This window comes from Selenomonas ruminantium subsp. lactilytica TAM6421 (genome assembly GCF_000284095.1).
Taxonomy (GTDB): domain Bacteria; phylum Bacillota; class Negativicutes; order Selenomonadales; family Selenomonadaceae; genus Selenomonas_A; species Selenomonas_A lactilytica.
Genome location: NC_017068.1, coordinates 2,980,531 through 3,003,680 on the forward strand (window position 1 = coordinate 2,980,531; position 23,150 = coordinate 3,003,680).

At 52.4% G+C, this 23,150-nt stretch carries 24 protein-coding genes and 1 riboswitch; of the genes, 5 read left to right on the forward strand and 19 right to left on the reverse strand.

Features of this window, described 5'->3' with window-relative positions; genetic code table 11:
* Positions 1-7: 7 nt before the first annotated feature.
* The 6 genes from SELR_RS14310 to SELR_RS14335 all read right to left on the reverse strand — a co-directional run bounded on the left by SELR_RS14310 (position 8) and on the right by SELR_RS14335 (position 6,408).
* Positions 8-1,639 carry a glutamate synthase-related protein gene (locus SELR_RS14310; RefSeq protein ID WP_014425930.1) on the reverse strand — a complete coding sequence of 544 codons (1,632 nt, stop codon included), beginning with the start codon at positions 1,637-1,639 and terminating at the stop codon, positions 8-10.
* Positions 1,627-2,733: a class II glutamine amidotransferase domain-containing protein gene (locus SELR_RS14315; protein ID WP_014425931.1), complete on the reverse strand. Its 1,107-nt coding sequence runs from the start codon at positions 2,731-2,733 to the stop codon at positions 1,627-1,629. Before SELR_RS14315 ends, SELR_RS14310 begins: the two co-directional genes overlap by 13 nt.
* A 415-nt stretch (positions 2,734-3,148) precedes the next feature.
* The gene (locus SELR_RS14320) at positions 3,149-4,120 is read right to left on the reverse strand and encodes a M23 family metallopeptidase (protein ID WP_014425932.1); all 972 of its coding nucleotides are present in this window, start codon (positions 4,118-4,120) and stop codon (positions 3,149-3,151) included.
* A gap of 32 nt (positions 4,121-4,152) precedes the next feature.
* Complete coding sequence (locus SELR_RS14325; protein ID WP_041914456.1) at positions 4,153-4,662, reverse strand: DUF4446 family protein; 510 nt, start codon at positions 4,660-4,662, stop codon at positions 4,153-4,155.
* 26 nt (positions 4,663-4,688) lie between these two features.
* Positions 4,689-5,645 (reverse strand): ParB/RepB/Spo0J family partition protein, encoded by a 957-nt coding sequence (locus tag SELR_RS14330; protein ID WP_014425934.1) that lies wholly within the window; start codon positions 5,643-5,645, stop codon positions 4,689-4,691.
* Positions 5,638-6,408, reverse strand: a complete 771-nt coding sequence (locus tag SELR_RS14335; RefSeq protein WP_014425935.1) for a ParA family protein — start codon at positions 6,406-6,408, stop codon at positions 5,638-5,640. Before SELR_RS14335 ends, SELR_RS14330 begins: the two co-directional genes overlap by 8 nt.
* Before the next feature lie 208 nt (positions 6,409-6,616).
* Between SELR_RS14335 and SELR_RS14340 the strand changes: the two genes are divergently transcribed.
* On the forward strand, positions 6,617-7,291 hold the full coding sequence (locus SELR_RS14340; RefSeq protein WP_014425936.1) for a 5-methyltetrahydrofolate--homocysteine methyltransferase: 675 nt from the start codon (positions 6,617-6,619) through the stop codon (positions 7,289-7,291).
* A gap of 14 nt (positions 7,292-7,305) precedes the next feature.
* Positions 7,306-9,687 carry a homocysteine S-methyltransferase family protein gene (locus tag SELR_RS14345; protein ID WP_014425937.1) on the forward strand — a complete coding sequence of 794 codons (2,382 nt, stop codon included), beginning with the start codon at positions 7,306-7,308 and terminating at the stop codon, positions 9,685-9,687.
* Between the two features lie 66 nt (positions 9,688-9,753).
* Here the strand turns inward: SELR_RS14345 and SELR_RS14350 are convergent, their stop codons facing one another.
* Positions 9,754-10,140: a hypothetical protein gene (locus SELR_RS14350; protein ID WP_014425938.1), complete on the reverse strand. Its 387-nt coding sequence runs from the start codon at positions 10,138-10,140 to the stop codon at positions 9,754-9,756.
* Between the two features lie 227 nt (positions 10,141-10,367).
* Positions 10,368-11,330, reverse strand: a complete 963-nt coding sequence (gene pfkA, locus SELR_RS14355) for a 6-phosphofructokinase (RefSeq protein ID WP_014425939.1) — start codon at positions 11,328-11,330, stop codon at positions 10,368-10,370.
* A gap of 204 nt (positions 11,331-11,534) precedes the next feature.
* Positions 11,535-11,611, forward strand: a riboswitch (ZMP/ZTP riboswitch).
* 44 nt (positions 11,612-11,655) lie between these two features.
* Between pfkA and SELR_RS14360 the strand changes: the two genes are divergently transcribed.
* On the forward strand, positions 11,656-12,825 hold the full coding sequence (locus tag SELR_RS14360; protein WP_014425940.1) for a phosphoribosylaminoimidazolecarboxamide formyltransferase: 1,170 nt from the start codon (positions 11,656-11,658) through the stop codon (positions 12,823-12,825).
* 73 nt (positions 12,826-12,898) lie between these two features.
* Here SELR_RS14360 and SELR_RS14365 read toward each other — a convergent pair whose 3' ends face one another.
* Entirely contained in the window at positions 12,899-13,609 is a 711-nt protein-coding gene (locus SELR_RS14365) for a polysaccharide deacetylase family protein (RefSeq protein WP_014425941.1), read from the reverse strand.
* A gap of 24 nt (positions 13,610-13,633) precedes the next feature.
* Positions 13,634-14,674, reverse strand: coding sequence for a hypothetical protein (locus SELR_RS14370; RefSeq protein ID WP_158645823.1), 1,041 nt, complete (start codon positions 14,672-14,674; stop codon positions 13,634-13,636).
* Between the two features lie 270 nt (positions 14,675-14,944).
* Here SELR_RS14370 and SELR_RS18920 point away from each other — a divergent pair, with 270 nt between their 5' ends.
* On the forward strand, positions 14,945-15,076 hold the full coding sequence (locus tag SELR_RS18920; protein ID WP_158645824.1) for a type I toxin-antitoxin system Fst family toxin: 132 nt from the start codon (positions 14,945-14,947) through the stop codon (positions 15,074-15,076).
* Here the strand turns inward: SELR_RS18920 and SELR_RS18925 are convergent.
* A complete protein-coding gene (locus SELR_RS18925) occupies positions 15,073-15,234 on the reverse strand; it encodes a hypothetical protein (RefSeq protein ID WP_158645825.1) in 162 nt (53 codons plus the stop codon). The genes SELR_RS18920 and SELR_RS18925 overlap by 4 nt on opposite strands.
* Here SELR_RS18925 and SELR_RS14375 point away from each other — a divergent pair.
* Positions 15,226-16,587, forward strand: coding sequence for a serine hydrolase domain-containing protein (locus SELR_RS14375; protein WP_014425943.1), 1,362 nt, complete (start codon positions 15,226-15,228; stop codon positions 16,585-16,587). The genes SELR_RS18925 and SELR_RS14375 overlap by 9 nt on opposite strands.
* Here SELR_RS14375 and rsmG read toward each other — a convergent pair.
* The 8 genes from rsmG to rpmH form a co-directional block, all read right to left on the reverse strand.
* Positions 16,577-17,293 (reverse strand): 16S rRNA (guanine(527)-N(7))-methyltransferase RsmG, encoded by a 717-nt coding sequence (gene rsmG, locus SELR_RS14380; RefSeq protein WP_014425944.1) that lies wholly within the window; start codon positions 17,291-17,293, stop codon positions 16,577-16,579. The genes SELR_RS14375 and rsmG overlap by 11 nt on opposite strands.
* Positions 17,286-19,196 carry a tRNA uridine-5-carboxymethylaminomethyl(34) synthesis enzyme MnmG gene (mnmG, locus tag SELR_RS14385; RefSeq protein WP_014425945.1) on the reverse strand — a complete coding sequence of 637 codons (1,911 nt, stop codon included), beginning with the start codon at positions 19,194-19,196 and terminating at the stop codon, positions 17,286-17,288. Before mnmG ends, rsmG begins: the two co-directional genes overlap by 8 nt.
* Positions 19,197-19,208: 12 nt before the next feature.
* Positions 19,209-20,585, reverse strand: coding sequence for a tRNA uridine-5-carboxymethylaminomethyl(34) synthesis GTPase MnmE (mnmE, locus tag SELR_RS14390; protein ID WP_014425946.1), 1,377 nt, complete (start codon positions 20,583-20,585; stop codon positions 19,209-19,211).
* An 84-nt stretch (positions 20,586-20,669) separates the two neighbouring features.
* Positions 20,670-21,455 (reverse strand): RNA-binding cell elongation regulator Jag/EloR, encoded by a 786-nt coding sequence (jag, locus tag SELR_RS14395; protein ID WP_014425947.1) that lies wholly within the window; start codon positions 21,453-21,455, stop codon positions 20,670-20,672.
* Complete coding sequence (locus SELR_RS14400; RefSeq protein WP_014425948.1) at positions 21,455-22,132, reverse strand: YidC/Oxa1 family membrane protein insertase; 678 nt, start codon at positions 22,130-22,132, stop codon at positions 21,455-21,457. Before SELR_RS14400 ends, jag begins: the two co-directional genes overlap by 1 nt.
* Before the next feature lie 35 nt (positions 22,133-22,167).
* Complete coding sequence (gene yidD / locus SELR_RS14405) at positions 22,168-22,380, reverse strand: membrane protein insertion efficiency factor YidD (RefSeq protein ID WP_014425949.1); 213 nt, start codon at positions 22,378-22,380, stop codon at positions 22,168-22,170.
* A gap of 17 nt (positions 22,381-22,397) precedes the next feature.
* A complete protein-coding gene (rnpA, locus tag SELR_RS14410) occupies positions 22,398-22,748 on the reverse strand; it encodes a ribonuclease P protein component (RefSeq protein ID WP_014425950.1) in 351 nt (116 codons plus the stop codon).
* A gap of 87 nt (positions 22,749-22,835) precedes the next feature.
* On the reverse strand, positions 22,836-22,970 hold the full coding sequence (rpmH, locus tag SELR_RS14415) for a 50S ribosomal protein L34 (protein ID WP_014425951.1): 135 nt from the start codon (positions 22,968-22,970) through the stop codon (positions 22,836-22,838).
* Positions 22,971-23,150: the final 180 nt, after the last annotated feature.

Genomic DNA, 23,150 nt, shown 5'->3' on the forward strand with positions numbered 1-23,150 from the left:
CCCCTACTTAACATACATACTGAATGCTCAGCTGGTCGGCCACGGCCTTGTCCGTGGAAACCAGCGCATCGCTGCGGCCGATAGGCAGCGAGCTGTTGCCGATAGGCGCCATGAGCTTCTTGAGCTCGGAGTCGAAGGCCAGCACATAATCCACGATCTTCTGGGCGCCTTTGTCGATGTCCAGACGCTTCACGAGGCGCGGATCCTGGGTGCAGATGCCCATGGGGCACTTGCCCGTGTTGCAGGAGTTGCAGCGGCCCTGTTCGTTGCCCACGCAGCCCAAGAGCTGAATGAGAACCTTGCCGACGAATACGCCGTTGGCACCCAGGCACATGAGCTTGAAGGCATCGGCTGCCGCATTGCCGGTCATGCCGATACCGCCGCCGCCGTAGAGAGGAATCTGGCCCTGCAGGCCCTGCTTGACGGCTGCCAGATAGCAGTCGCGGATCTTGGAAACAACAGGATGCCCCGTATGGTCAAGGGAAACCTCGTTGGCTGCACCGGTACCGCCCTGGATACCATCGATGAAGAAACCACCGCAGATCTTATAAGGATCGCGCAGGAGGTTGTTGTATACGGATACGGAAGTGGCGGAAGCCGCGCACTTGATGGCAACCGGCACCCGGAAGCCGAAGGCCGCATTCATGGAAAGGTGCATCTTCTGCACGGATTCTTCAATAGAATAGAGGCCCTGATGGTTCGGCGGAGAAGCCAGCGTAGCCTTTGGAACACCGCGGATAGCCTGAACGTGTTCGGCTACCTTGGCGCTGGGCAGCAGACCGCCGTCGCCGGGTTTTGCACCCTGACCGATCTTGATCAGGATACCAGCGGGATCCGTTACCATATGGGGCATAGCCTTGATGATACGGTTCCAGCCGAAATGACCGGATGCAATCTGAATGATGAAATATTTGAGATAATCGGATTCCAAAAGTTTAACGGGCATACCGCCTTCGCCGGAGCTCATGCGCACGGGCAGGCCGCATTTCTCGTTGAGATAGCCTACAGCCAGGGCTACAGCTTCCCAGGCACGGGTGGACAGGGCACCGATGGACATATCGGAGAAGATCAGCGGATAGATCCAATCCACCGGCGGCGTCTTGGTCTTCTGCACCAGCTTGCCGTCCTTGATTTCGAAGGGCAGGTCTTTTGCCGGCAGAACGCGGCCAAAAGGCGCGCGGATATCGAAGGTATGACGGGCAGCATCCAGAGACGGGTCAGTCATCTGAGAGATACGCCCCACCACGATGCTGTCCAGCGTGCGCTGAGCATTGAGGTTGGTACGGCCACCGCGCTTGATGGGGCCGTTGTCCTTAGCCAGCAGCGTGCGGCGGGAATCCGGATTCCGCACCGGACGGATGGCATTGTTCGGGCAGATTTTCTCGCACATGCCGCAGCCACGGCAGAAATCCGTCAGGCTGGCCACCTGCTTGATAATGGGGCGAGCCACATGGGTATGCTTCGGTTCAGGCTGGCTGCCCTCAGAAACCGTCAGGGACTGCTTCTGTACCTCTACCTTGATGGCCTTGAAGGAACAGCCGGCCACGCAGCTGCCGCACATGGTACAGCGGTCTGCATGATATTCGATTTTCCACGGCAGGTCATTGACGCCGATTTCCTGTGTTTTTACTGCTTCCATCTCTGTACCTCCAAGTCATTGTCAATGACCACGATCTCTCTTTCATTGGGATAGATATCCTGGCTCTGGTCACGGTTGGGCATGATCTCGTTGATGCCGCAGACCTCCGAAGAAATGGCCACCATGTTCTCATCGCGCCCCACCACTACCGGGCGGAGCTTCTTGGAATCGCAGCAGGTGATCATGCGGCAATCCGGCAGCACACCGATAATCGTATTCGGCCCGTTGATTTCCAGATTGGCCAGGGACTGGCGGATAGCCACCAATACGTCCTTATCTTCGCGCTGTTCACATTCCTCAAAGGGCAGCGGCGTGATTACATGTTTATAGTAAGTAAGCGGCCATTTGAGTTCATGATGAACATAATGAAGGGTATTCAGGAAGCACTGGGAATCGGATTCAAAACCGATATAACCGCGGTGCAGGGAGGACTGGAATTCCTTGTTCTTTGTATAGAAGGTATTCTCACCATTAGCGCAAAGGGTATAACCCTGCAGGAAGAACGGATGGGCTGCATAGCGCACGATGTCGTAGTTGGTGTTCTGACGGCACTGGGCCACGATGGACTTAGCCACAAGGCAGCCATTATCATCCCAGAGATGGAAGTAGGTGGCGATGTCCGCAGGATCGCCGATTTCCTTCAAGGTCAGCACATCGGGCCAGAAGGAATAAACAAAGCCGGCATTGTTTTCCGTGAGGATCTTGCGCAGAGCCAATCTGGTATCCAGCAGGAGATTTTCCTTTTCTTCCTTAGTCATATGGCTGGCTTCTTCCGGATAATCGTAGTTGCGGAAGATGTAATAAGGCATAGCCTTGATATCAAGGCCGGGACGCTTGTCCGGGACAGGAATCCATTCTGCCAGCGGCACGAAGTTATGGGCATCCATATATTCTTCCACCAGCTGTGCGCCGCGCTGGGTGCAAGCCAGGGAAAGCAATGGCTTATCCTTATAATCGGAGAATATACCATAGAGATCCTGCATTACCATGGCAAAGCCCGAATTATCGTGACCTTCCTGCTGAGGCAGCATCAAATGCAACGCCTTGGAGGGCTGGATAGGCACCTTGCTCTTAATCGAACCAATTCTGCACATAACTGTCGCTCCTTTGCGAATGTATACAAAATATCACACGTTTGTCTTTACCCGATGTATTTTCGTTACAACGTAATTTATATTATAAGAATGTTGTAAACCTATGTCAATAAGGAGAAAACAAAAATTTATGCATTTATGACCACCATAACCCCCATAAAATGAGGTATTATATTTGCTATAGATGTATTTTTTTACATCACATTGAATATTTATAAAACGAACCATTTACACTGCTACAGATAAGTTATAGTTAAGAAGGCAATAAAAAAGCCCTATGCACGGAAGTGCATAAAGCTTTTCACATTATAATGCTTTTGTTATGTTATGTATTTTTTTACGGTATACAGGAATACATAACCATCTCCGCAGGCCGTCAATAATCATCAAGTATACATAATACTTAACCGATCCCTTAATGCAGGTAGGCTGACGGGTTCACGGCCTGACCATTGATGCGCACTTCATAATGCACATGGGGGCCAGTGGAGAAGCCCGTGCTGCCCATATAGGCGATGACCTGGCCGCGGCGCACATGCTGACCGGCAGTGACCGCCACCTGCATGGCATGGCCGTAACGGGTCATGATGCCGTTGCCATGGTCGATGTCCACCATATTACCGTAGCCGCCATCGTTCCAGCCGGCCACCCGGACAACACCATCAGCCGTGGCTAAGATCGGTGTGCCCATATCGTTGGCAATATCGATGCCCGGATGGAAGTCCGAACCGTTCCAGCGCAGGCCGTAAGGCGAGCTGACCACACCACGGGCGGGCCAGATAGCCGGTGTCGTGCCTCCCGGCAGGGAAAGATCAGCGGCAAGTCCCAGGCTTTCCTGACGTTTGCTGAGCTCTTCCTTCAAGGCCGTCAGGGATTCCCGGCGCTGAGCCAGCCCCTGCTCCACCAAGACCAGCGTATCACTGACATTCTGCACGGTGGGAGATGTCAGGGGACCGCCCTGACCGTTATGGGTGGCCGGATCCACAGCAGCATCACCGCCGCCATTATTGGCATCCTTGGCCTTATCATCCTGCATGGGCTGCGCCCCGGACAAACGGCGGATATCCTCTTCCAGCTTCTTGAGCTGATTCATTTCTTCCTGCAGGCTGTTGGCCTTCTTGGACAACTGCAGGAGCTGTTCCTGCTGGATGCTGTTGACCTGGCGCAAATCCTCGATCTCAGCTGCGCCGTTGCGATTCAGGAAGGTGGAATACACCGCATAGCTGAAAGCGCCTACGAATAGCAGCGCCCCTATCAACAGTGAAGCCACACCATATTTCAATAAAAGCTTGGGCAGGCGGATGGTTTTCACATCGCCCCCCTGTGGAGGGATAAATTTTATCGTATACTCCTCAGCAGTTTGTTTTGTTTCTTTTTCTGCTGACATTCAGAACTTCCTTTCCAAAAGATAAAGATACATTACATGGCTTTGCCCATTGCTTCATGCAAAGCCTGTTCTTCTTCCTTCGTCATGGGATAGGTGGATTTCCCATCCTCAATGGGTTTGGCATAGCTGCGGGAATCCTCCCGGCCAAAGATGCTGGAGAGCACCACGCCATTGTTATGGGCATCCAGCAGGGCCACCGCATAACTCAGGTCGCTGCCCATATCCTCGAAGGCACGGAAGCGAACCATCCCCACCCGGGTTACGGCCAGATTCAGCAGTTCATCCATGCGGCGGTTTTCCGCATCGATACGCTGATTTTCCTCTACCACATGACGAACCTCATCGATATGCCCCATGAGCAGGCGTTCCAGATTATCCCCATCCACGCCGCTCATCATCTTGCGGTAACGCTTTTTCATATAGCTGAGATTCCAGGCCTGACGGATCATGATGCAAAGCATGATAACCATCACGATGGCCATAAAGACTACAATGAACGGCATATTACCTGCCATGAACTCCATAAAATATTTCATATTCATTCTAAGATCCAAAACTCCCCTATTGTTTAAACCGTGAATTTCCCTGTCTGTGAAAACTGGCGCAATGCCGCCATTTTCTGCTCTTTCACATTCTGCTGTCTCTGCAGCATAGTATTCATGATGCGCTCCAGATCCTCGGGCGAGTAGAATTCGATTTCCAGCTTACTTTTCTTCTTGCCGGTCTGAATACGCACCTGGGTACCGAACATCTCCGTGAGCTTATCCACGGCATCTCTTACGAATACATCCTGTTCCGGTTTTGCCTGCGATGGCGTACCCACATTCTGCTCATGCAGCATATCCGGATTTTCCAGCAGCTTCTTCACCAACTGTTCAGACTGCCGGGCGGAAAGGTCACGGCTCTGAATGTAATCGGCCGCTTCCAGCTGCAGCTCCTTGTTATTCAGCGCCAGCAAGGGCTTGGCCTGTCCCATGGACAGTGCCCCGTTGGCCACATATGCCTGCACCTGGTCAGCCAGGTTCAGCAGCCGCAGGAAGTTGGCAATATGGGAACGGCTGCGCCCCACCTTTTTCGCCACAGTTTCCTGGGTGAGCCGGAATTCCTTCATCAGCCGATCATAAGCCTTGGCTTCTTCCATGGCATTCAGGTTTTCCCTTTGGATATTTTCAATCAGGGCAATTTGAGCAATCTCTTCATTATTGAATTCCCGGATATCCACCGGCACTTCCGTAAGGCCGGCCAGTTTTGCCGCCCGCAGGCGCCGCTCCCCGGCAATCAGCTCATAGCTTTTATCGGCGATCTTGCGCACCAGCAGCGGCTGCAGTACGCCAAATTCCTTGACAGAATCCTTGAGTTCCTCTAAGGCACTCTCATCAAACTCCGTGCGGGGCTGATAACGATTCGGCTGGATCATGCTGATGGCAACCTTATGGGCCTTTTCTGCGCTCAATGCATCACCGACAGGCTTTGGTCCGCCCAATAACGCTCCCAGGCCTTTGCCCAGGCCGCCTTGCTTAGCCACAAGCAATCACCTCTTTCGCCAGCTTCATATACTCCTCCGAGCCCTTGGACTTCTTATCATAATAGATGATAGGCTGGCCGAAGGAAGGAGCTTCACTCAGGCGCACATTGCGGGGAATCATGGTCTTGTAAACCACGGCATCAAAGCTGTTCCGCACTTCTGCTACCACCTGTTCGGCCAGCTTCGTGCGGGAATCATACATGGTCATGACCACGCCTTCCAGCTTCAGCGCCGCATTGAGGTTGCTGCGCACCAGCTCAATCGTCCGCATCAGCTGAGCCACACCCTCCAGTGCATAGAACTCACACTGAATGGGAACCAGCACCGAATCGGCCGCCGTCAGGGAATTCAGCGTAAGCAGCCCCAAAGAAGGCGGGCAGTCGATGATGATGTAATCGTAATCATCCCGCACAGCATCCAGGGCTTTCTTCAACCTGGTTTCCCGGGAAATAGCTGCCACCAGCTCCACCTCAGCACCAGCCAGATCAATATTGGCCGGCAGGATATCCACCTTGAATTCCGTCTTTTGGATTACTTCGCTGACGGGTACATTGTCAATCAATACCTGATAGATGGTCTTCCCCTGAAGGGTTGACTTATCAACACCAAAGCCACTGCTGGCATTGCCCTGCGGATCGCAATCCACCAACAGAACCTTCTTCTTTTTGGCGGCCAGACAGGCTGCCAGATTTACCGACGTTGTGGTTTTGCCCACGCCGCCCTTCTGATTGGCAACAGCAATAATCTTTGCCAAATTTTTCACCACTTTCCTGAAAATCGTGCAATAGGTTACAGTAATGCTTGTAAAACTCTTTTATAATAAGTATAATTGTTACATTACAGGTTTTCTTTTGGACAGTTGTCATCAGGAAACCATCCTGCCAAAAACCATACCTATATAATAATATGAAATGACAAAAAATGCCATTGTTTCACGTGAAACAGGCAAAAAAATTTTAGGAGGTGAGCCGATGCCCATTTACAATACGCCCCTGCTGGCCATCGATGCCAAGGAAGCCCGCCGCTATGCAGGACTGCAGAAAGCGCAGGATTTTGCGGAAGAAAAGATCCTCGCCGCCTGTCAGGACGCCAGGCTGTTAGCCCAGCCCTGCAGTGTCTGGGAAATCTACGATTATGACTGCCAATCCCAAATGATCCAGTCCTCGCCGCCCTGCAAAATCCAGGGTGAAAAAATTGGCCAACATCTGGCAGGCTGCGAAAAGGTAATCCTGTTGGCCGCTACTGTGGGTGACGATATCGAGGAAGATGTAACCCGCCGGTTCAATGCCGGTGAGTACAGCATGGCGGTTCTGCTGGATGCGGCCGCCACTGCTGCCGTCGAACAGGTAGCCGATGGCCTGGAAAAAGCACTGGCACCAAAAATGGCCGCCAAGGGATTCGGAATGAAATGGCGCTTCAGCCCCGGCTATGGGGACTGGCCACTGGAGCAGCAGCCGGAACTGATCCGGCTGTCAAGTGCTGCCAGTATCGGAGTTGGCCTGTCCTCCTCCATGATGCTGGTGCCCCGCAAAAGCGTCACCGCCATCATCGGCCTTTACCGCAAACAGGAAAACAAGGAAATCCAGCACGCCCCTAAGGGCTGCGCCGCCTGCAGCCAAGTTAACTGCCCGTCCAGAAAGAGATAACAGGAGATGAATGTATGAGCAGAATCGAAATATTTGATGGTGCCATGGGCACCATGTTACAGGCCGGCGGCCTCCAGCCCGGTGCCTGTCCCGAGCTTATGAATGTAGAAAATCCCGAAGTGGTTAAAAACATTCATCGGGCTTATATCGAAGCCGGTGCAACCATTATCGAAACCAACACCTTCGGCGCCAGCCCCCTGAAATTGGAACATTACGGCCTGACTGACCGCATGGCCGAACTCAATAAAGCCGCTGTCACCATCGCCAAAGAAGCAGCCCAAGGACGGGCCAAAGTAGCCGGCTCCATGGGCCCCACCGGCCGCTTTATCGAACCGTTAGGGGATCTCTCCTTCGATGATGCTTATACGAACTTCTTTGACCAGGCAACAGCCCTGGCGGAAGCAGGCGCTGATTTCCTGATCATTGAAACCTGCATCGACCTGCAGGAAATGCGTGCCGCCCTGCTGGCCGCCAAAGCAGCCTGTGATATTCCCGTGATCTGTCAGCTTTCCTACAGTGAAGACGGCCGTACCGTAACGGGCACCGATCCCCAGTCTGCCGCCATCCTGCTGGATGCCATGGGCGCTGACATCATCGGTGTCAACTGCTCCCTGGGGCCGGAAGAACTGGTGCCCATCGTCAAAACCCTGGCCGAAAACTGCACCTGCCCCATCAGCGTCCTGCCCAATGCCGGCATGCCCTACCTCAAGGATGGACAGACCGTCTTCCCCATGGGCCCGGAAGATTTCGGCAAGTGGGGCGTGAAGCTGTTGGAAGCCGGGGCTTCCTATCTGGGCGGCTGCTGCGGCACCACCCCCGAACATATCCGGGAACTGGCTAACGCCGTAAAGGACCTGCCCCTGCCGGAACGCAGGCTGCCCGCCAAAAGACTCTGGCTCACCAGCCGCAGCAAGGCCGTCTGCATTGACAGATCCCTGCCCACCCGCCTGATTGGCGAGCGCATCAACCCCACGGGCCGCAAGAAGCTGGCCGCCGAAATCAAGGAGGGCTCCCTGCTTGGTGTCAAGAAGGAAGCCGTCAATCAGGTCAAGGCCGGGGCCCATCTGCTGGATGTCAATATGGGGGTTGGCGGCATCGACCAAGCCGCTGCCATGAAGCGGGCCGTAACCGAGATATCCCAGCTCACCGACGCCCCGCTGTCCATCGATACCAGCGATGCCAAAGCGCTGGAAGCCGGCCTCAAAGCCTATCCCGGCCGTGCCCTTATAAACTCCGTCAGCTATGAACCGGAACGCATTGCCGAGTTCCTGCCTTTAGCAAAAAAATACGGCGCGGCTATCCTCTGCCTGCCCATCACACCGGATGGTGTCCCCAAGACCGCCGAGGAACGCATTGCCGTAATGCATAAGATCATCGCCGCAGCCAAGGAACAGGGCCTGGATGATGGGGATTTCCTGCTGGATGCGCTGGTCATGACCGTATCCGCGGATAAAAATGCCTGCTATGAAGTCCTCATCACCCTGCAGATGTACCGGGAACGCTTCGGCTATCCCACCACCATGGGGCTTTCCAATATCTCCTTTGGCCTGCCCAACCGCCCGCTGATCAACAGCACCTTCTTTGCCATGTGCTTAGCAGCCGGTTTAGATGCCCCCATCATGAATCCCTATGATGAAGCCATGCAAAGGGCCCTGATGGCCAGCGCCGCCCTGCTCGGTGATGATCCCAACGGACTAGCCTACAGCAAGAACGAGGCCAATCTGGCCGTGCCCAAGGCAGCCGCCACAGCAAAAGTCACGGAGCTTTCCCCGTTGGAAGCCATCAAACAGGCCGTGATTGACGGCGAAAAGGACGAAATCCCCTCTCTGGTGGAAAATGCCCTGAAATCCGGTCTTGAAGCCAACACCATCACCGAACAGGCTCTGACAGCCGCCATGACGGATATCGGCGTGGACTTCGGCGCAGGCCGCATGTTCCTGCCCCAGGTCCTGCTCTCTGCCGAAACCATGCGGTCTGCCTTCAATAAGCTCAAGGAACTGACCCCCGCCAACGCCGCCGCCCCGAACCAAGGTACAGTGGTGATTGCCACCGTCAAAGGTGACGTACACGATCTGGGCAAGAACATAACGGGTGCCCTGCTGGCCAACAGCGGGTTCAAACTCATCGATTTGGGCAAGGACGTGGACAGCACGGAAATCGTCAAGGCTGCCATCGAAAACAATGCCGATATCGTCGGCCTCTGCGCCCTGATGACCACCACCATGGTACAGATTGACAAGGTCATCGCCGACCTCAAGGAAGCCGGCTGCGATGCCAAAGTCATGGTGGGCGGCGCCGCCGTAACCCAGGACTACGCCGACAGTGCCGGTGCCGACGCCTATGCCCCGGATGGAGTCAAGGCCGTAGAACTGGCCAAAGAATTGGTAAAGAAATAACCTTAATGACATACTAAAAAGAGATGCTCCCGTCAAAGAGCATCTCTTTTTCATTGCCACTAAAACTTATTCAGTTGCGGAGACTTCGCTCGGCAGAGTGAATACGTTGTTGATATTGGTATTGGTATCAACAGACCAATGTCTCCTGGGTGGTGGAGGCGGATAGTGCCGACGTGGTGGCGGTGGAGGCGGATAATGACGACGGCGTCGCTCCATCTCCATACGGCGGCGACGTTCCCATTCAATCCGTCTGCGCTGTGCCGGCGTCAGTAATTCTTCCGTCGGCAAATTGTCAAGACCTACACTAAGATCATAAGTCTGTACCTGGCCTGGAATCGCCACATTGAATGGATTTTCAGCCTGTGCTACAGCGGCTTCGGAATTGCCGGGCATAAAACTCAGTGCCCCGCAAACCACGGCTGCCATGGCAATTTTCTTCCATAGCTTTTTCATAAAAGTCATCTCCTTCCTGGTGATTTTTACACGAGTTAAATTCCTGCTCATAACTCCCTGTAAAGATATTATACAGCACCATCTGAAAAAATGCAATTATCAGATATTTTCTGTTAAAATTCTATTTTTTCACACGGTACTTTACCACTTGTAACATATATATCGAAAAAAATGGCATCTCCTTAAGTGAAAATGCCATTTTTTTTCATTTTTTTTTCAGTTTTTATTTAGAAGAGCACTTTTGCCAGGTGCAGATATTCCGGATCAAGCTGCTTCTTGTTGTTTACGGAATCGTGCAGGTCGATGGAGACAACACGGCCCTTGCTGAAGCCGAATACCACATCGGACAGGCCGGAAATCAGAGCCAGAGCAGCCTGCTCGCCCAACTGGCTGGCACGCACGCGGTCGATAACCGTCGGGGAACCTCCACGCTGGATATGGCCCAGAACCGTTACACGGGTATCGAGTTCCGTCTTCTTGGCAATGAAATCACCGATTTCCTGAGCATTGCCAGCACCTTCAGCCACTACTACAAGGATATAGCGCTTGCCTTCGGCATAAGCGTTCTTCATATCGTCGCAGAGTTTATCGAGATCAAAGGGTTCTTCCGGAACGAGGATGTACTCTGCACCGCCGGAAATACCGGAAACCAGTGCCAGCCAGCCCGAGCTGCGGCCCATAACTTCCATGACGATGACGCGGCGATGAGCAGAAGCCGTATCACGGAGTTTGTTGATGGCATCAATGATGGTGTTGGCAGCCGTATCGCAGCCTATGGTGTAGTCAGAACCCCAAACGTCGTTGTCGATGGTGCCCGGCAGACCTACGATGGGAATGCCCGTTTCCTGGGACAGCAGGGAAGCACCGCGCAAGGAGCCGTCACCGCCGATAACGCAGAGGCCCTGAATGCCGCGGTCAACCAGATGCTGGTAGCCAAGCATGCGGCCTTCCGGCGTCTTCCAGCGTTTGCAGCGGGCCGTTCCCAGGAACGTACCACCGCGCTGGATGATGTCGCCCACGTCCTTGGACTTCATCTCAAACATATTTTCTTCCAGCAGACCATGATAACCGTCGCGGATACCCCAAACTTTTACCCCTTCATAAAGAGCCGTGCGCACAACGGCACGAGCTGCCGCATTCATTCCGGGGCTGTCGCCGCCGCTGGTCATGACTGCAATACTTTTAAGCATAATCGAAGTTCCCCCTTGAAATTATAAGCAATCTGCCGTCAATTTGCTGACCGCAGGAAAAAACAAAACTCACTAATCCCTATCATACCATAAAAAGAGGAAATCTAACAGTTAATTTTTTAGTTTGTAACGAAGTTCCTGACTTAGAATATGCACAAAAATGTCCTTGACAAGCAGACGTATTTCGTGTTAAATTCGTTGTAGTTGATGCTGTGCGACTGACGGAAGTGGATAACCACAGGGAGCACAGGGAAGGAAAGCCGACCGTCTGGGTGATACCCGGATTCGTGTCGGCTTTTTTCGTATAGGAAAAGGAGAAATTGCAATGACGGAAATGGAACTGAAATACGGCTGCAACCCCAATCAGAAACCGGCCAAGGTTTTCTGCGAAAAAGGCCTGCCCTTCACGGTACTCAATGGCAAACCGGGTTATATCAACCTGCTGGATGCCCTGAACAGCTGGCAGCTGGTACGCGAACTCAAAGAAGCCACGGGCCTGCCCGCCGCCGCTTCCTTCAAGCATGTCAGCCCGGCTGGTGCCGCCGTAGCCGTCCCCCTTTCCGAAACCTTGCAGAAAGCATATTTTGTCGAAGGCGTAGAACTCAGCCCCATCGCCACGGCCTATATCCGTGCCCGTGGTGCTGACCGCATGTCTTCCTATGGCGATTTCGTCGCTCTGTCCGACGAATGTGATGCCCAGACGGCCAGCTTCCTGAAGCGGGAAGTTTCCGATGGTATCATCGCTCCCTCCTACTCCGCGGAAGCTTTGGAAATCCTCAAATCCAAACGCAAGGGCACCTATCTCGTCATTCAGATGGATACCAACTACCAGCCGGAACCGCTGGAACAGAAACAGGTCTTCGGCATCACCTTTGAACAGCAGCGCAATGATATCAAACTCACAGAAGATTGCCTGACGGAAATTCCCACGGCTAACAAGGAACTGCCGGAAAGCGCCAAACGCGACCTGCTGATTTCCCTGATTACCCTGAAATACACCCAATCCAACTCCGTCTGCTATGCCAAAGACGGTCAGGCTATCGGCATCGGTGCCGGCCAGCAGTCCCGCGTACATTGCACGCGCCTTGCCGGCAACAAGGCAGATATCTGGTATCTGCGCCAGTGCCCCAAGGTCATGAACCTCCCCTTCAAAGAAGAAGTGCGCCGTCCGGATCGCGACAACGCCATTGACGTCTATGTTGGCGAAGAAAGCGAAGATCTGCTGACCGATGGCAACTGGGAACACCTCTTCACCGAAAAACCAGCGCCGCTGACGCGCGAGGAAAAGAAGGAATGGCTGGCCACCCAGACTGGCGTGGCTTTAGGATCTGATGCCTTCTTCCCCTTCGGCGACAACATCGAGCGCGCCCGCAAGAGCGGCGTAAGCTTCATCGCCCAGGCCGGCGGCTCCATCCGTGACGATAATGTCATTGCCACCTGCGACAAGTACAATATGACCATGGCTATGACGCATATCCGCTTGTTCCATCATTAATTCGTTTACCCCGTTCTTACATACACACACTGCAAAAAGGCTGGCAGCACGCCAGCCTTTTTCTATTGCCAATTCAGAGAGAAATGCGCAATTTATCTTCAATTTCATCCCGCAGGCTCTTGCCCTTAAACCAATTCTTAGCCGAAGACTGCTTCATCTGCTTTAATACCTTGTGATAAATCTCATCCTCCAAAGAACCCGGAACCAGATTTTCCCAGTTCCGCACACTATACGCCCGCTCTTTGATGGCATTATTGGGTCGTCCCGTCACTTCCAGCTCACTGAGGAACTGCACCTGCTGTTTTTTCGGCCGCAGATAATAATGCTCCAAGTAATACTTGGGCGGGTAGCTGTACTCCCCACTGTCATCCGTCTTCACCAGCCGAATCCAGACATCGAGGATATCTTCCGATTCGGAGTACGGGATTTTTTTCCACTTGGCATTCTGCCTGTCCAGATAATAAGCAAAGCCGTTGTCGTTCATCAGGAGTACATAGCGGTCTTTTTTATCCGCCTGCATTCTTTTCTGTTCTTGTTCCTTTTTCTTTTGCCTAAGCCTTGCCAATGGGCCTGGTTCATTTTCATCATCCTGTTTTTTAAACCAGTCATCTGCACTGCTGGTATCGGATTTAAAATTTTCTTTAACCGTTTCACTCTTGTCTGCATTGGAACTTGTACTGGTACTGAGAATTTCTTCCGGCTCCTCTGCAGCCTCCACCGACAAAGGCATATACAAACACAGCGCCATTATCCCCAAACTCAAAGCACCGCACCATTTCTTCATGCTCCCACCCCGCTTCCTAGAGTTTTATTTTTCCGTTATCTTAATATCATCCATAGCTTCCTGCACTGCCTTAGCCACAGAGCGCTCCAATACCTTGCCATTTATATAGCCATTATGCGTCTTCCCCATGGCAGCAATATCATTGCGATAAAGATAATTGCCGGACTTCACATCCACCAGACGCAGCCTCAACCATACATTCTTGGTTACAGTATTGCTGCTGGTAACGAGCAGATCATGATTGTAAATCTTTCCTTTGCCGTTACTCAAAGTCATCACAAACACATAATCGTAATTGCATTCACGACCAGCCCGCACATAATCCATTCGTCGCATATCAGCCAAACCACGTGGCCTATTGCCTACGGGTACACCATCTATATCTACCTTAGATGATTTAGTTACCCGGCTTTCATCACCAGAAACCGTACTTGTACCAAAACCAACTCCCACTTTTGCGCCCCAACCTTTATGGTCTGTATTACTGTTACTATTCCCTGTTCCATTCGTATCACTATTTATATTGCTATTATATGTATCATCATTAGTGTCAGAAATATATTGAGTACTGTCATAGTCACCATCTGCATCGGTGTCGTTGCCAATAAATCTTCTAGGATTGCCCGTTTTTGTTCCTGCAATGGTTGTTGCTGTATTTGCTGCATGTGATGAATTAGTAGCTGTCTTAAAAATATTCTTTAATCCATTTACACTCGCATTAATACCTCTATCCGTCTTAGAATGATTATATTCTGTGTCTCGAGTAGTCGCATATTCCCGTTGGTCATAGTATATATCTTCCGCATACTGCAACAACTTGCTATTGATATCCGTCCCCTTATACACGGCAAAATAATCAATGGGAAATTTCTCCCGCAGGCGGCTATAGACCTGATTCTTAATCCTGTCCTCCACCACCATGTTCTCATCACCATTTATAATCACGGCGATACGCACCCTATCTTCCTTGCGGGGCCGCTCCAATCCCATAATGACTTCATGCAAACGCTGGTTCAATTCAGCATATTCGCCCGGTTTCTTCTGCTTCTTCAATTCCCGCTCCATCACACCGACCTGCATAGAATTCGTCCGGGCTTCGGCAATGGAATAGCTCCACTCTGCAGGAACCAGACTCAGAGTCTGCCCCCCCCGCAAATACAAACGCCCACTACCAATGCAGTCAATAATCTCTTATTTCCCATCATTCCTGCCTCCTTACAACTCCCTTTGTAACAAACAGCAACGTTTACATTTTCCTGTACCCTTCATTATAGCGCAAATTTTCATAAAAGTCTATTTATAAATTTATTCCATGATTGTCTAATAAGCTAATTCATGGTAAAATACACTTGCCGCCTCGAAAAAGGAGGTGAGTATTGCTTGTTCGAGCGCATCGTGGAGTTGATACTAGCTCCGCTGGTAGTGGGAATACTTGTTGAACTTTTCAGCTATTGGTTGAACCATTAAGGCGAATTAGTAGAGAAAACCCCCCAGCTTTGCCAAGTTGCTGGGGGGTTTTCGAGTATTGCTTGTTCTTTTCGTGCTTTTATTATAGCATCCGTCATAAGAAAAAGCAATAAAATTTCAATTACATATCTTCCAGAGGAGGCTTTATCGTGTTCCAAAAATCTACTTCCCGCATCCTGCTCTTTATATCCTGTCTGCTTTCGTTCTCTGCGCCAGCCTTTGCCGAGGAAACTGTTTCTCCCCAGCCGGCCGAACAACAGGCCATGACGACAGCACCTCAGGATCAGCCGTCACTGCCGCCCGCGATGAAGGAAAAGCTTGACCAGGAGCTTGCCGCGATGATTGGCACCAGCGGGGCAAAGGTTCCCGGTGTCAGCGTGATTCTTTATAAGGATGGCAAGGACGTCTATGAAGGCGCTTTTGGACGGCGGCGAATCGATTATGCCAATCCGGCCAACAATTATCCCATGACCACCGATTCCCTGTTCCGGGTAGCCTCCCTGTCCAAGCTCTATACCACTTTAGGTGTGATGCAGTTAGTGGACGAAGGAGCAATCGATCTCGATGCGGATGCCAGCCAGTATTTGGGCTTCAATCTGCGGCATCCTGCCTATCCTGATACTCCCATCACCGTACGCATGATCGCCTCACATACCTCCGGCGTCCGGGATTCAGCAGGCTACTTCCTGCCTCCCTATCAGCCTATCAGCAGTCTCTTTTACCGGACAAGTCCCGCCTACTGCGTCTACACGCAGGCTCCTGGCTCATATTTTACCTATGCGAACCTGAATTTCGGCCTGCTAGGGACCATCATTGAAAAAGTCAGCGGTCAGCGTTTTGATGAATACGAACGCACTCATATATTGAAGGATCTGGAAACAGATGCGGACTTCTTCCCGGCCAAGATGCCCTATGAGACCTGGCAGCGGCTGGGTTCTATCTACCGGGGAACAGGCGGTTATTATGCCACGGCCGATAAGCCCCGCACCTATCAGCCAACCACTGACAACATCTATGGCTATTCGTTGGCCGGGTATCAGATTGGTTCCAACGGCACGCTCTTTGGTCCCCAAGGGGCATTGCGGATTTCCGTAAAAGGGCTTGGAAATACGCTGGAAATGCTTATGAATGACGGCTGGTTCCATGGCAAACAGGTAGTTTCTGCCAATTCCATCCAGGAAATGACAAAAGCCCAATGGATCTACAACGGCCATAACGGTGGAACGTTTGGCGGCACATTGCTTTCCTATGGGCTCGGAATGTATCAGATTGACGGCGGCAGTACCGCCAGGGTTTGCCGGGACGCCCACGTAGACCTGGTGGGACATACCGGCGAAGCCTATGGTGCGTTGACCGGCCTGTTCTTCCAGCCCGGCACACGCAATGGCTTTGCCTATATCATCAACGGCGAAGCCATGTCAGAAAGCGCTGGTCATGGACAGTTCAGCGGCAATCTGATCTGGGAAGAAAATGTCATGAATCTTCTCTGTCAAGCCATGCTCAGCAAATAGGATTCTTAGTCGGCGTACCTGCCTTGCGCGGGTACGCCTTTGGCGTAGGCATGGTCTTGGTGATGGTTATGACTGCCCGCTTGTCATCGAGTTCCGGCAGTTTCACGGGACGGATTTCCGTTTTGCTGCCCCCCATGACCTTGATGGCCTTGGCCGCTTCTTCGGCTTCTTCCTGGAACTGCATCCCCTTCAAAGCGATGAAATGACCGCCTTTCTTGACAAAGGGCAGGCAGTATTCGCAGAGGATGGGGAGTCTGGCCACAGCTCTGGATACCGCGATATCAAAGGATTCGCGGTATTTTTTATTGCGGGCGCCTTCTTCTGCCCGGGCATGGACACATTCCACATCCTTAAGCCCCAGTTCCTCCACCACCGTCTGCAGGAACTTGATACGCTTGTTCAGGGAATCCATCAAGGTCAGCTTGATTTCCGGGCAGAAAATCTTCAGCGGCAGGCCGGGAAAGCCGGCACCAGTGCCCACATCAATAACCGTAGTACCATCCTTGAACAGGGCTTCATCGTAGGCCGTAATGCTGTCGATCATATGTTTGATGGCCACTTCTTTCGGCTCGGTAATGGCGGTCAGGTTGATCTTTTCATTCCATTCTACGAGCAGTTCAAAGTAACGGTTGAACTGCTCCATTTGTTTATCGTTAAGCTCGATGCCGTATTCTACAGCCGCCCGCTGTAATTCTTCCTTAAACATCTTTTTTCTCCTCACTTGCCTTGATGCGCTGCTGCTGTTCCAGCCAGATCAGCAATACGGAAATATCTGCCGGGGAGACGCCGCTGATGCGGCTGGCCTGTCCCACGGAACGGGGACGGATGGCCTTGAGTTTTTCCCGGCCCTCATCCCGCAGGCTGGGGACTTCATCATAATCGAGATTCTCCGGCAGGAGTTTTTCCTCGAGTTTTTCCATGCGCTCCACCTGTTCCAGCTGTTTCTTGATATAGCCTTCGTAGGTGATGGTGATTTCCACCTGCTGTTTGACTTCCTTGGCCAGTTCCGGCAGCTCGAACAGTTCGGCCAGCTTATCATAGTCCACATCGGGGCGGCGCAGCAGATCGTAGAAGCTCGTGGCATTACGCACCGGCTCAATGCCTGCCGCTGTCAGTTTTTCCGTGATTTCCTTGGTGGGATTGATGCTGTTCTGGCGCAGATATGCCAACGCTTCCGTGATTGCCGTCTGCTTTTCCGTATAGCGTGCCCAGCGGTCATCCTTTACCAGACCTACCCGGCGTCCCAGCGGTGTCAAACGCTGGTCGGCATTATCCTGCCGCAGCAACAGGCGGTATTCGGCGCGGCTGGTCATGATGCGGTAAGGCTCATTCGTGCCCTTCGTCACCAGATCATCAATAAGCACGCCGATATAGGCTTCACTGCGTTTTAGCACCAGCGGTTCTTCGCCTTTGATCAGCATGGCGGCATTGATACCGGCGATAATACCCTGGGCCGCAGCTTCCTCATAACCGGAGGTGCCATTGGCCTGACCGGCAGAGAAAAAGCCATGGATCTGCTTGAATTCCAGCGTCGGCTTGAGCTGGGTCGGGTCAATGCAATCGTATTCAATGGCGTAACCGGCGCGCATGACCTTGGCATGTTCGAGCCCGGGAATCGTGCGCAAAAATTCCAGCTGCACATCCATGGGCATGGAAGTAGACATGCCCTGCACATAGACCTCATTGGTATGGCGGCCTTCCGGCTCCAAAAAGAGCTGATGGCGTTCCTTGTCCGGGAAGCGCAGGATCTTCGTCTCGATGGACGGGCAGTAGCGGGGGCCGATGCCTTCGATGATGCCATTGGCCATCGGCGCACGCTCCATATTATCCCGCAGGATTTGATGGGTTTCTTCATTCGTATAGGTCAGGTAGCAGGGAATCTGCTCGCGCGTCACTTCATCGCTCATAAAGGAGAAGTTGCGGCATTCCTCATCGCCGGGCTGGATTTCCATCTTGTCGTAGTCCAAGGTCCGGGCATCCACGCGGGCCGGCGTACCGGTCTTGAAGCGCATGAGTTTTACGCCTGCTTCAGCCAGGGAATCGGAGAATTTCATCGCCGCCCGCTGACCTGCAGGGCCGCCGGTATAGGTATGTTCACCGATGATGATGCGGCCTTTGAGATAGGTCCCCGTCGCCATGACGACAGCCTTTGCCTTATAGATTTCGCCGGTTTCCGACTGCACGCCGGTTACCTGGCCATCCTCCACCAGCAGCTTATCGATCAAGAGCTGCTTCACATCGAGGTTTTCCGTGTTCTCGCAGGTTTCCTTCATGGTGAACTGATAGAGCTTCTTGTCGGCCTGGGCACGCAGGGCATGTACGGCCGGGCCTTTGCCGGTGTTCAGCATGCGGAACTGAATGCAGGTCTTATCGGCATTGACGCCCATCTCACCGCCCAGCGCATCGAGTTCCCGCACCAGATGACCTTTGGCCGGGCCACCCACCGAAGGATTGCAGGGCATCAGGGCGATATTGTCCATGGACAGAGTGGTCAGCAAAGTGTTGCAGCCAATGCGGGCCGCCGCCAGTGCCGCTTCAACGCCGGCATGGCCTGCGCCCACCACAATCACATCATATTCCCCGGCAACAAAAACATTCTTTGAATCCATTATCCTTACCCCTTATTTACCAATACAGAATTTGGAAAAAATCTCGTCAATAATATCTTCGCCTACGGTATCGCCCGTGATCTCGCCCAGCGTTTCCCAAGCGGAACGCAGGTCAATGGAAATGAAGTCAAGGCCCAGCCCCGCATCAATAGTCGTGATTGCCGCCGCCAGATGCCGATCTGCATTGCGCAGGAGATTTGCCTGCCGTTCATCGCTGACAAAGGAACCTTCATCCGCCAGGACTTCACCGCCATAGACTTTGGCCTTTATCGCCTCGGTCAGTTTATCCATGCCACTGTAGTCTTTGGTGGAAATCTCGATGACCGGCACTGCGGCTTTGTCTGACAGTTCCTCAGCAGTCACCACTGCAGCCAGATCGCTCTTATTCAGCAGGACGATTGCCTCCTGTCCAGCCAGCAGGGAAATTATTTCCTCATCCTCATGGTCCAGGGGCCGGGAGCCGTCAAACAAGGCCAGCACCAAGGTCGCCTGATCGATCATCCGGCGGGATTTTTCCACGCCGATTCGCTCCACCACATCTTCTGTGGCCCGGATGCCGGCGGTATCGATGATCCGCAGGGGAACGCCGCCCACATTGGCATATTCTTCAATGGAGTCCCGGGTGGTGCCGGGAATATCGGTGACAATGGCCCGTTCTTCCTGCAGCAGGGCATTGAGCAGGCTGGACTTGCCCACATTGGGCTTGCCGACGATGGCCGTCATCAGACCTTCCCGCAGAATACGGCCTGTGCCGGCGGTCCGGAGGAGTTTTTGGATATAGTTGCGCACTTCTACCACTTTTTTGGCAACCTCTTCCATCACGATATCATCCACTTCATCCTCCGGAAAATCAATGGCTGCTTCCAGATGCGCAATCTGTCCCAGAATCTCGTGACGCCACTCTTTTATCTGCCGGGAAAATTGACCGGTCAAATGTCCAGAGGCCATTTTCAGGGTTCTGTCCGTCTTGGCGGTGATGATATCCATAACGGCCTGAGCCTGTGACAAATCAAGACGGCCATTCAGGAAGGCCCGTTTGGTGAATTCTCCGCCCTCTGCCGGTCTGGCACCATAATCATAGGTCAACGCCAGCGCCTTGCGCAGGGGCATCACACCGCCATGGCACTGCAACTCCACCACATCTTCTTTTGTATAAGAATGGGGCGCTTTCATGAGCAGCACTATCGCTTCATCTATGATTCTTCCATCCGCGTCTACAATCCTGCCATACACAGCCCGATGGCTTTCATAACTCGTCAGCTCCCTGCCACTGACAGGCTGAAACAATTTCGCGGCAATCTCGATGGCCTTATCGCCGCTCAGACGGATAATGCCAATGCCCCCTTCGCCCTGGGCCGTGGCAATGGCACTGATGGTATCTCCTTGCATAATCTCACCTACTCATAATAGTAAAAGGGCAGCCTCAATAATGAGACAGCCCTTTCACAGCTCTCTTAGCTAAAATATCAATCTTTAATCTTCGTTGTAACGTTCCTGCTCATCAAAGCCGCGGCGGCGGCGACGACGGCGGGGAACAATCACCACATAACGGCGGGGTTCATCACCAGTACTGTAAGTGCTGACACGGCGGTTGTCCTGCAGAGCCATATGGATGATCTTGCGCTCATGGCGGTTCATTGGTTCCAGATGAACCTCTTCACCGATACGGCAGGCCTTCTCTGCCAAATGGCCGGCCAGACGCATCAGGGTTTCCTCCCGACGGGAGCGATAACCTTCAATATCGATGATGATGCGGACACGGCCTTCCGCCACGCCACGGTTGGCCGTGAGGTTCACGAGATACTGCAGGGAATCCAGGGTCTGGCCATGCTTGCCGATGAGGATCCCCAGATTGTCACCTTCCAGGTTGAATACCACGCCATCCTCAGCCTCACTCTGCTGCCAGGTCACTTCGATATTCATGGCCGCAAAGACATCCCGCAGGAATTTTTCCGCCCGGGCCAGCTGCTCTGTGGCAGAGGGATAATCCTTCACAACTGCATTTTTTTCCTCAGCTGCAGGCACTGCCGTTTTTACCTCAGCTTCAGCCTTTACTTCTTTGACAACTGCTTTTTCCACAACAGTTTCTTTTTTCGTTACTTTGACTTTGGCATCCTTGCCGAAGAAGCCTAAAAAGCCCTTGGAAGGCTCTTCCAGCACTTCATAATCCACATCTACTTCCGTACAGCCCAGCTGCTGCAGAGCAGATTTCAAGGCATCTGCTACGGTTTTACCCGTGGCCTCTACAACGCTTGCCATCAGGCAGCCTCCTTTTTCGGAGCGGTATTGTCACCGCGATACATCCACCACTGCTGGGCAATCTGTACCACATTCATGGTCACCCAGTACAGAACCAGACCGGAGGGGAAGTTGATGCTGATCCAGCCGATGAACAGCGGCATGATGAACATCATCATCTTCATCTGCGGATTGTTGGAATCCGTCGTCGTCATCTTCTGCTGGAGGAATGTAGTCAGCGCAGACAGTATCGGCAGGATATACATCGGATCCGGCTCGGACATACTGGTCATCCAGAGGAAGTACGCAGATTCCGGCGTCGGATAGCTGAAGTTATACAGGGAATAATACATGCCCATGAGGATCGGCATCTGGATCAGCAGCGGCAGGCAGCCAGCCAGCGGATTAACACCAGCATCCTTGTAGAGAGCGCCGATCTTCTGCTGCATGACCTGCGGGTTGTCCTTGTATTTTTCCTGGATCTTCTTCATCTTCGGGGACAGTTCCTGCATGGCCTTCATGGATTTGACCTGCTTAACCGTCAACGGATAAAGGGCCATCTTCACAATGATCGTCAAGAGAATAATCGCCCAACCATAGCTGGCAAAACCTGCTGCGCTGGTTATAGCATAAAGTGTCTCCAGCACAAAGCGCAGAAGACTTTCAATCGGATAAAAAAGCGTACTAAAGAATTCCAATCCATCACGTCCTAATCTGATAAAACATATAGCATCTATGGTACGGGATCATAGCCACCCTTATGGAAGGGATGACAGCGCAGGATGCGCTTCATCGCCAGCCAGCCGCCGCGGCGTGCCCCATATTTTTCGATAGCCTGCCTGGCATATTCCGAACAGGTGGGAATATAACGGCAAGCAGGCGGCTTCAATGGAGAAATGAAATTTTGATAGCCCCAGACCAGCAGGAGTAAAAACCTTTTCACCATAACCGCCCTCATCATAATCAATCTTTTTTGAAGATACCAGCTTTGCGGCCCAGAGAAATAAAGGCCTTCTCCACCACCGGACATTTCACATCCAGCATGGCCTGTCTGCCCACCAGCAGCAGGGCAACCCCCGGACGCAGTTCCTGTTGATGAAGCCTGTAGCTTTCCCGCAAGAGCCGTTTTACCCGGTTGCGCTTCACAGCGCAGCCCAATTTCTTGCCAGCAGCAAAACCTACCCGACCTGCAAGCTCTTCCGACTCAAAGACATAGAGGACAAAATACCGGTTAGCCAGGGATCTTCCCTTGCGGTAAACCCTCTGAAAATCATTGCGGCGCTTGAGCATCCGCCGTCTCGGCAATTCAAACATACCTAAATTCACCAAAATCTATCTGAACATATAAATGAAACTAATCAAAGAAAAAGGTCACTACATAAAGTGACCTTGCTCTACAATTTATGCCGAAAGCTTCTTTCTGCCACGCTGGCGTCTTCTCTTCAAAACGAGACGGCCGCCCTTCGTCTTCATACGCTCACGGAAGCCATGGGTCTTCTTTCTCCAGTGGTTGTTCGGCTGAAAAGTCATTTTCATTCGGTATACACCTCCTTAACCTGTTTTTCTTCTGATTTTCTAATTCGTATAGAAGCAAGGCATCAGAAATTCATAATTATGCCCCGGCAAGGGCTCACCCTCGCACTAGGAATCACTGTAAATTATAGCCTAAGGCATGGGCAGTGTCAATATAATATCCACTGTTTTTTAGGTTGAAAA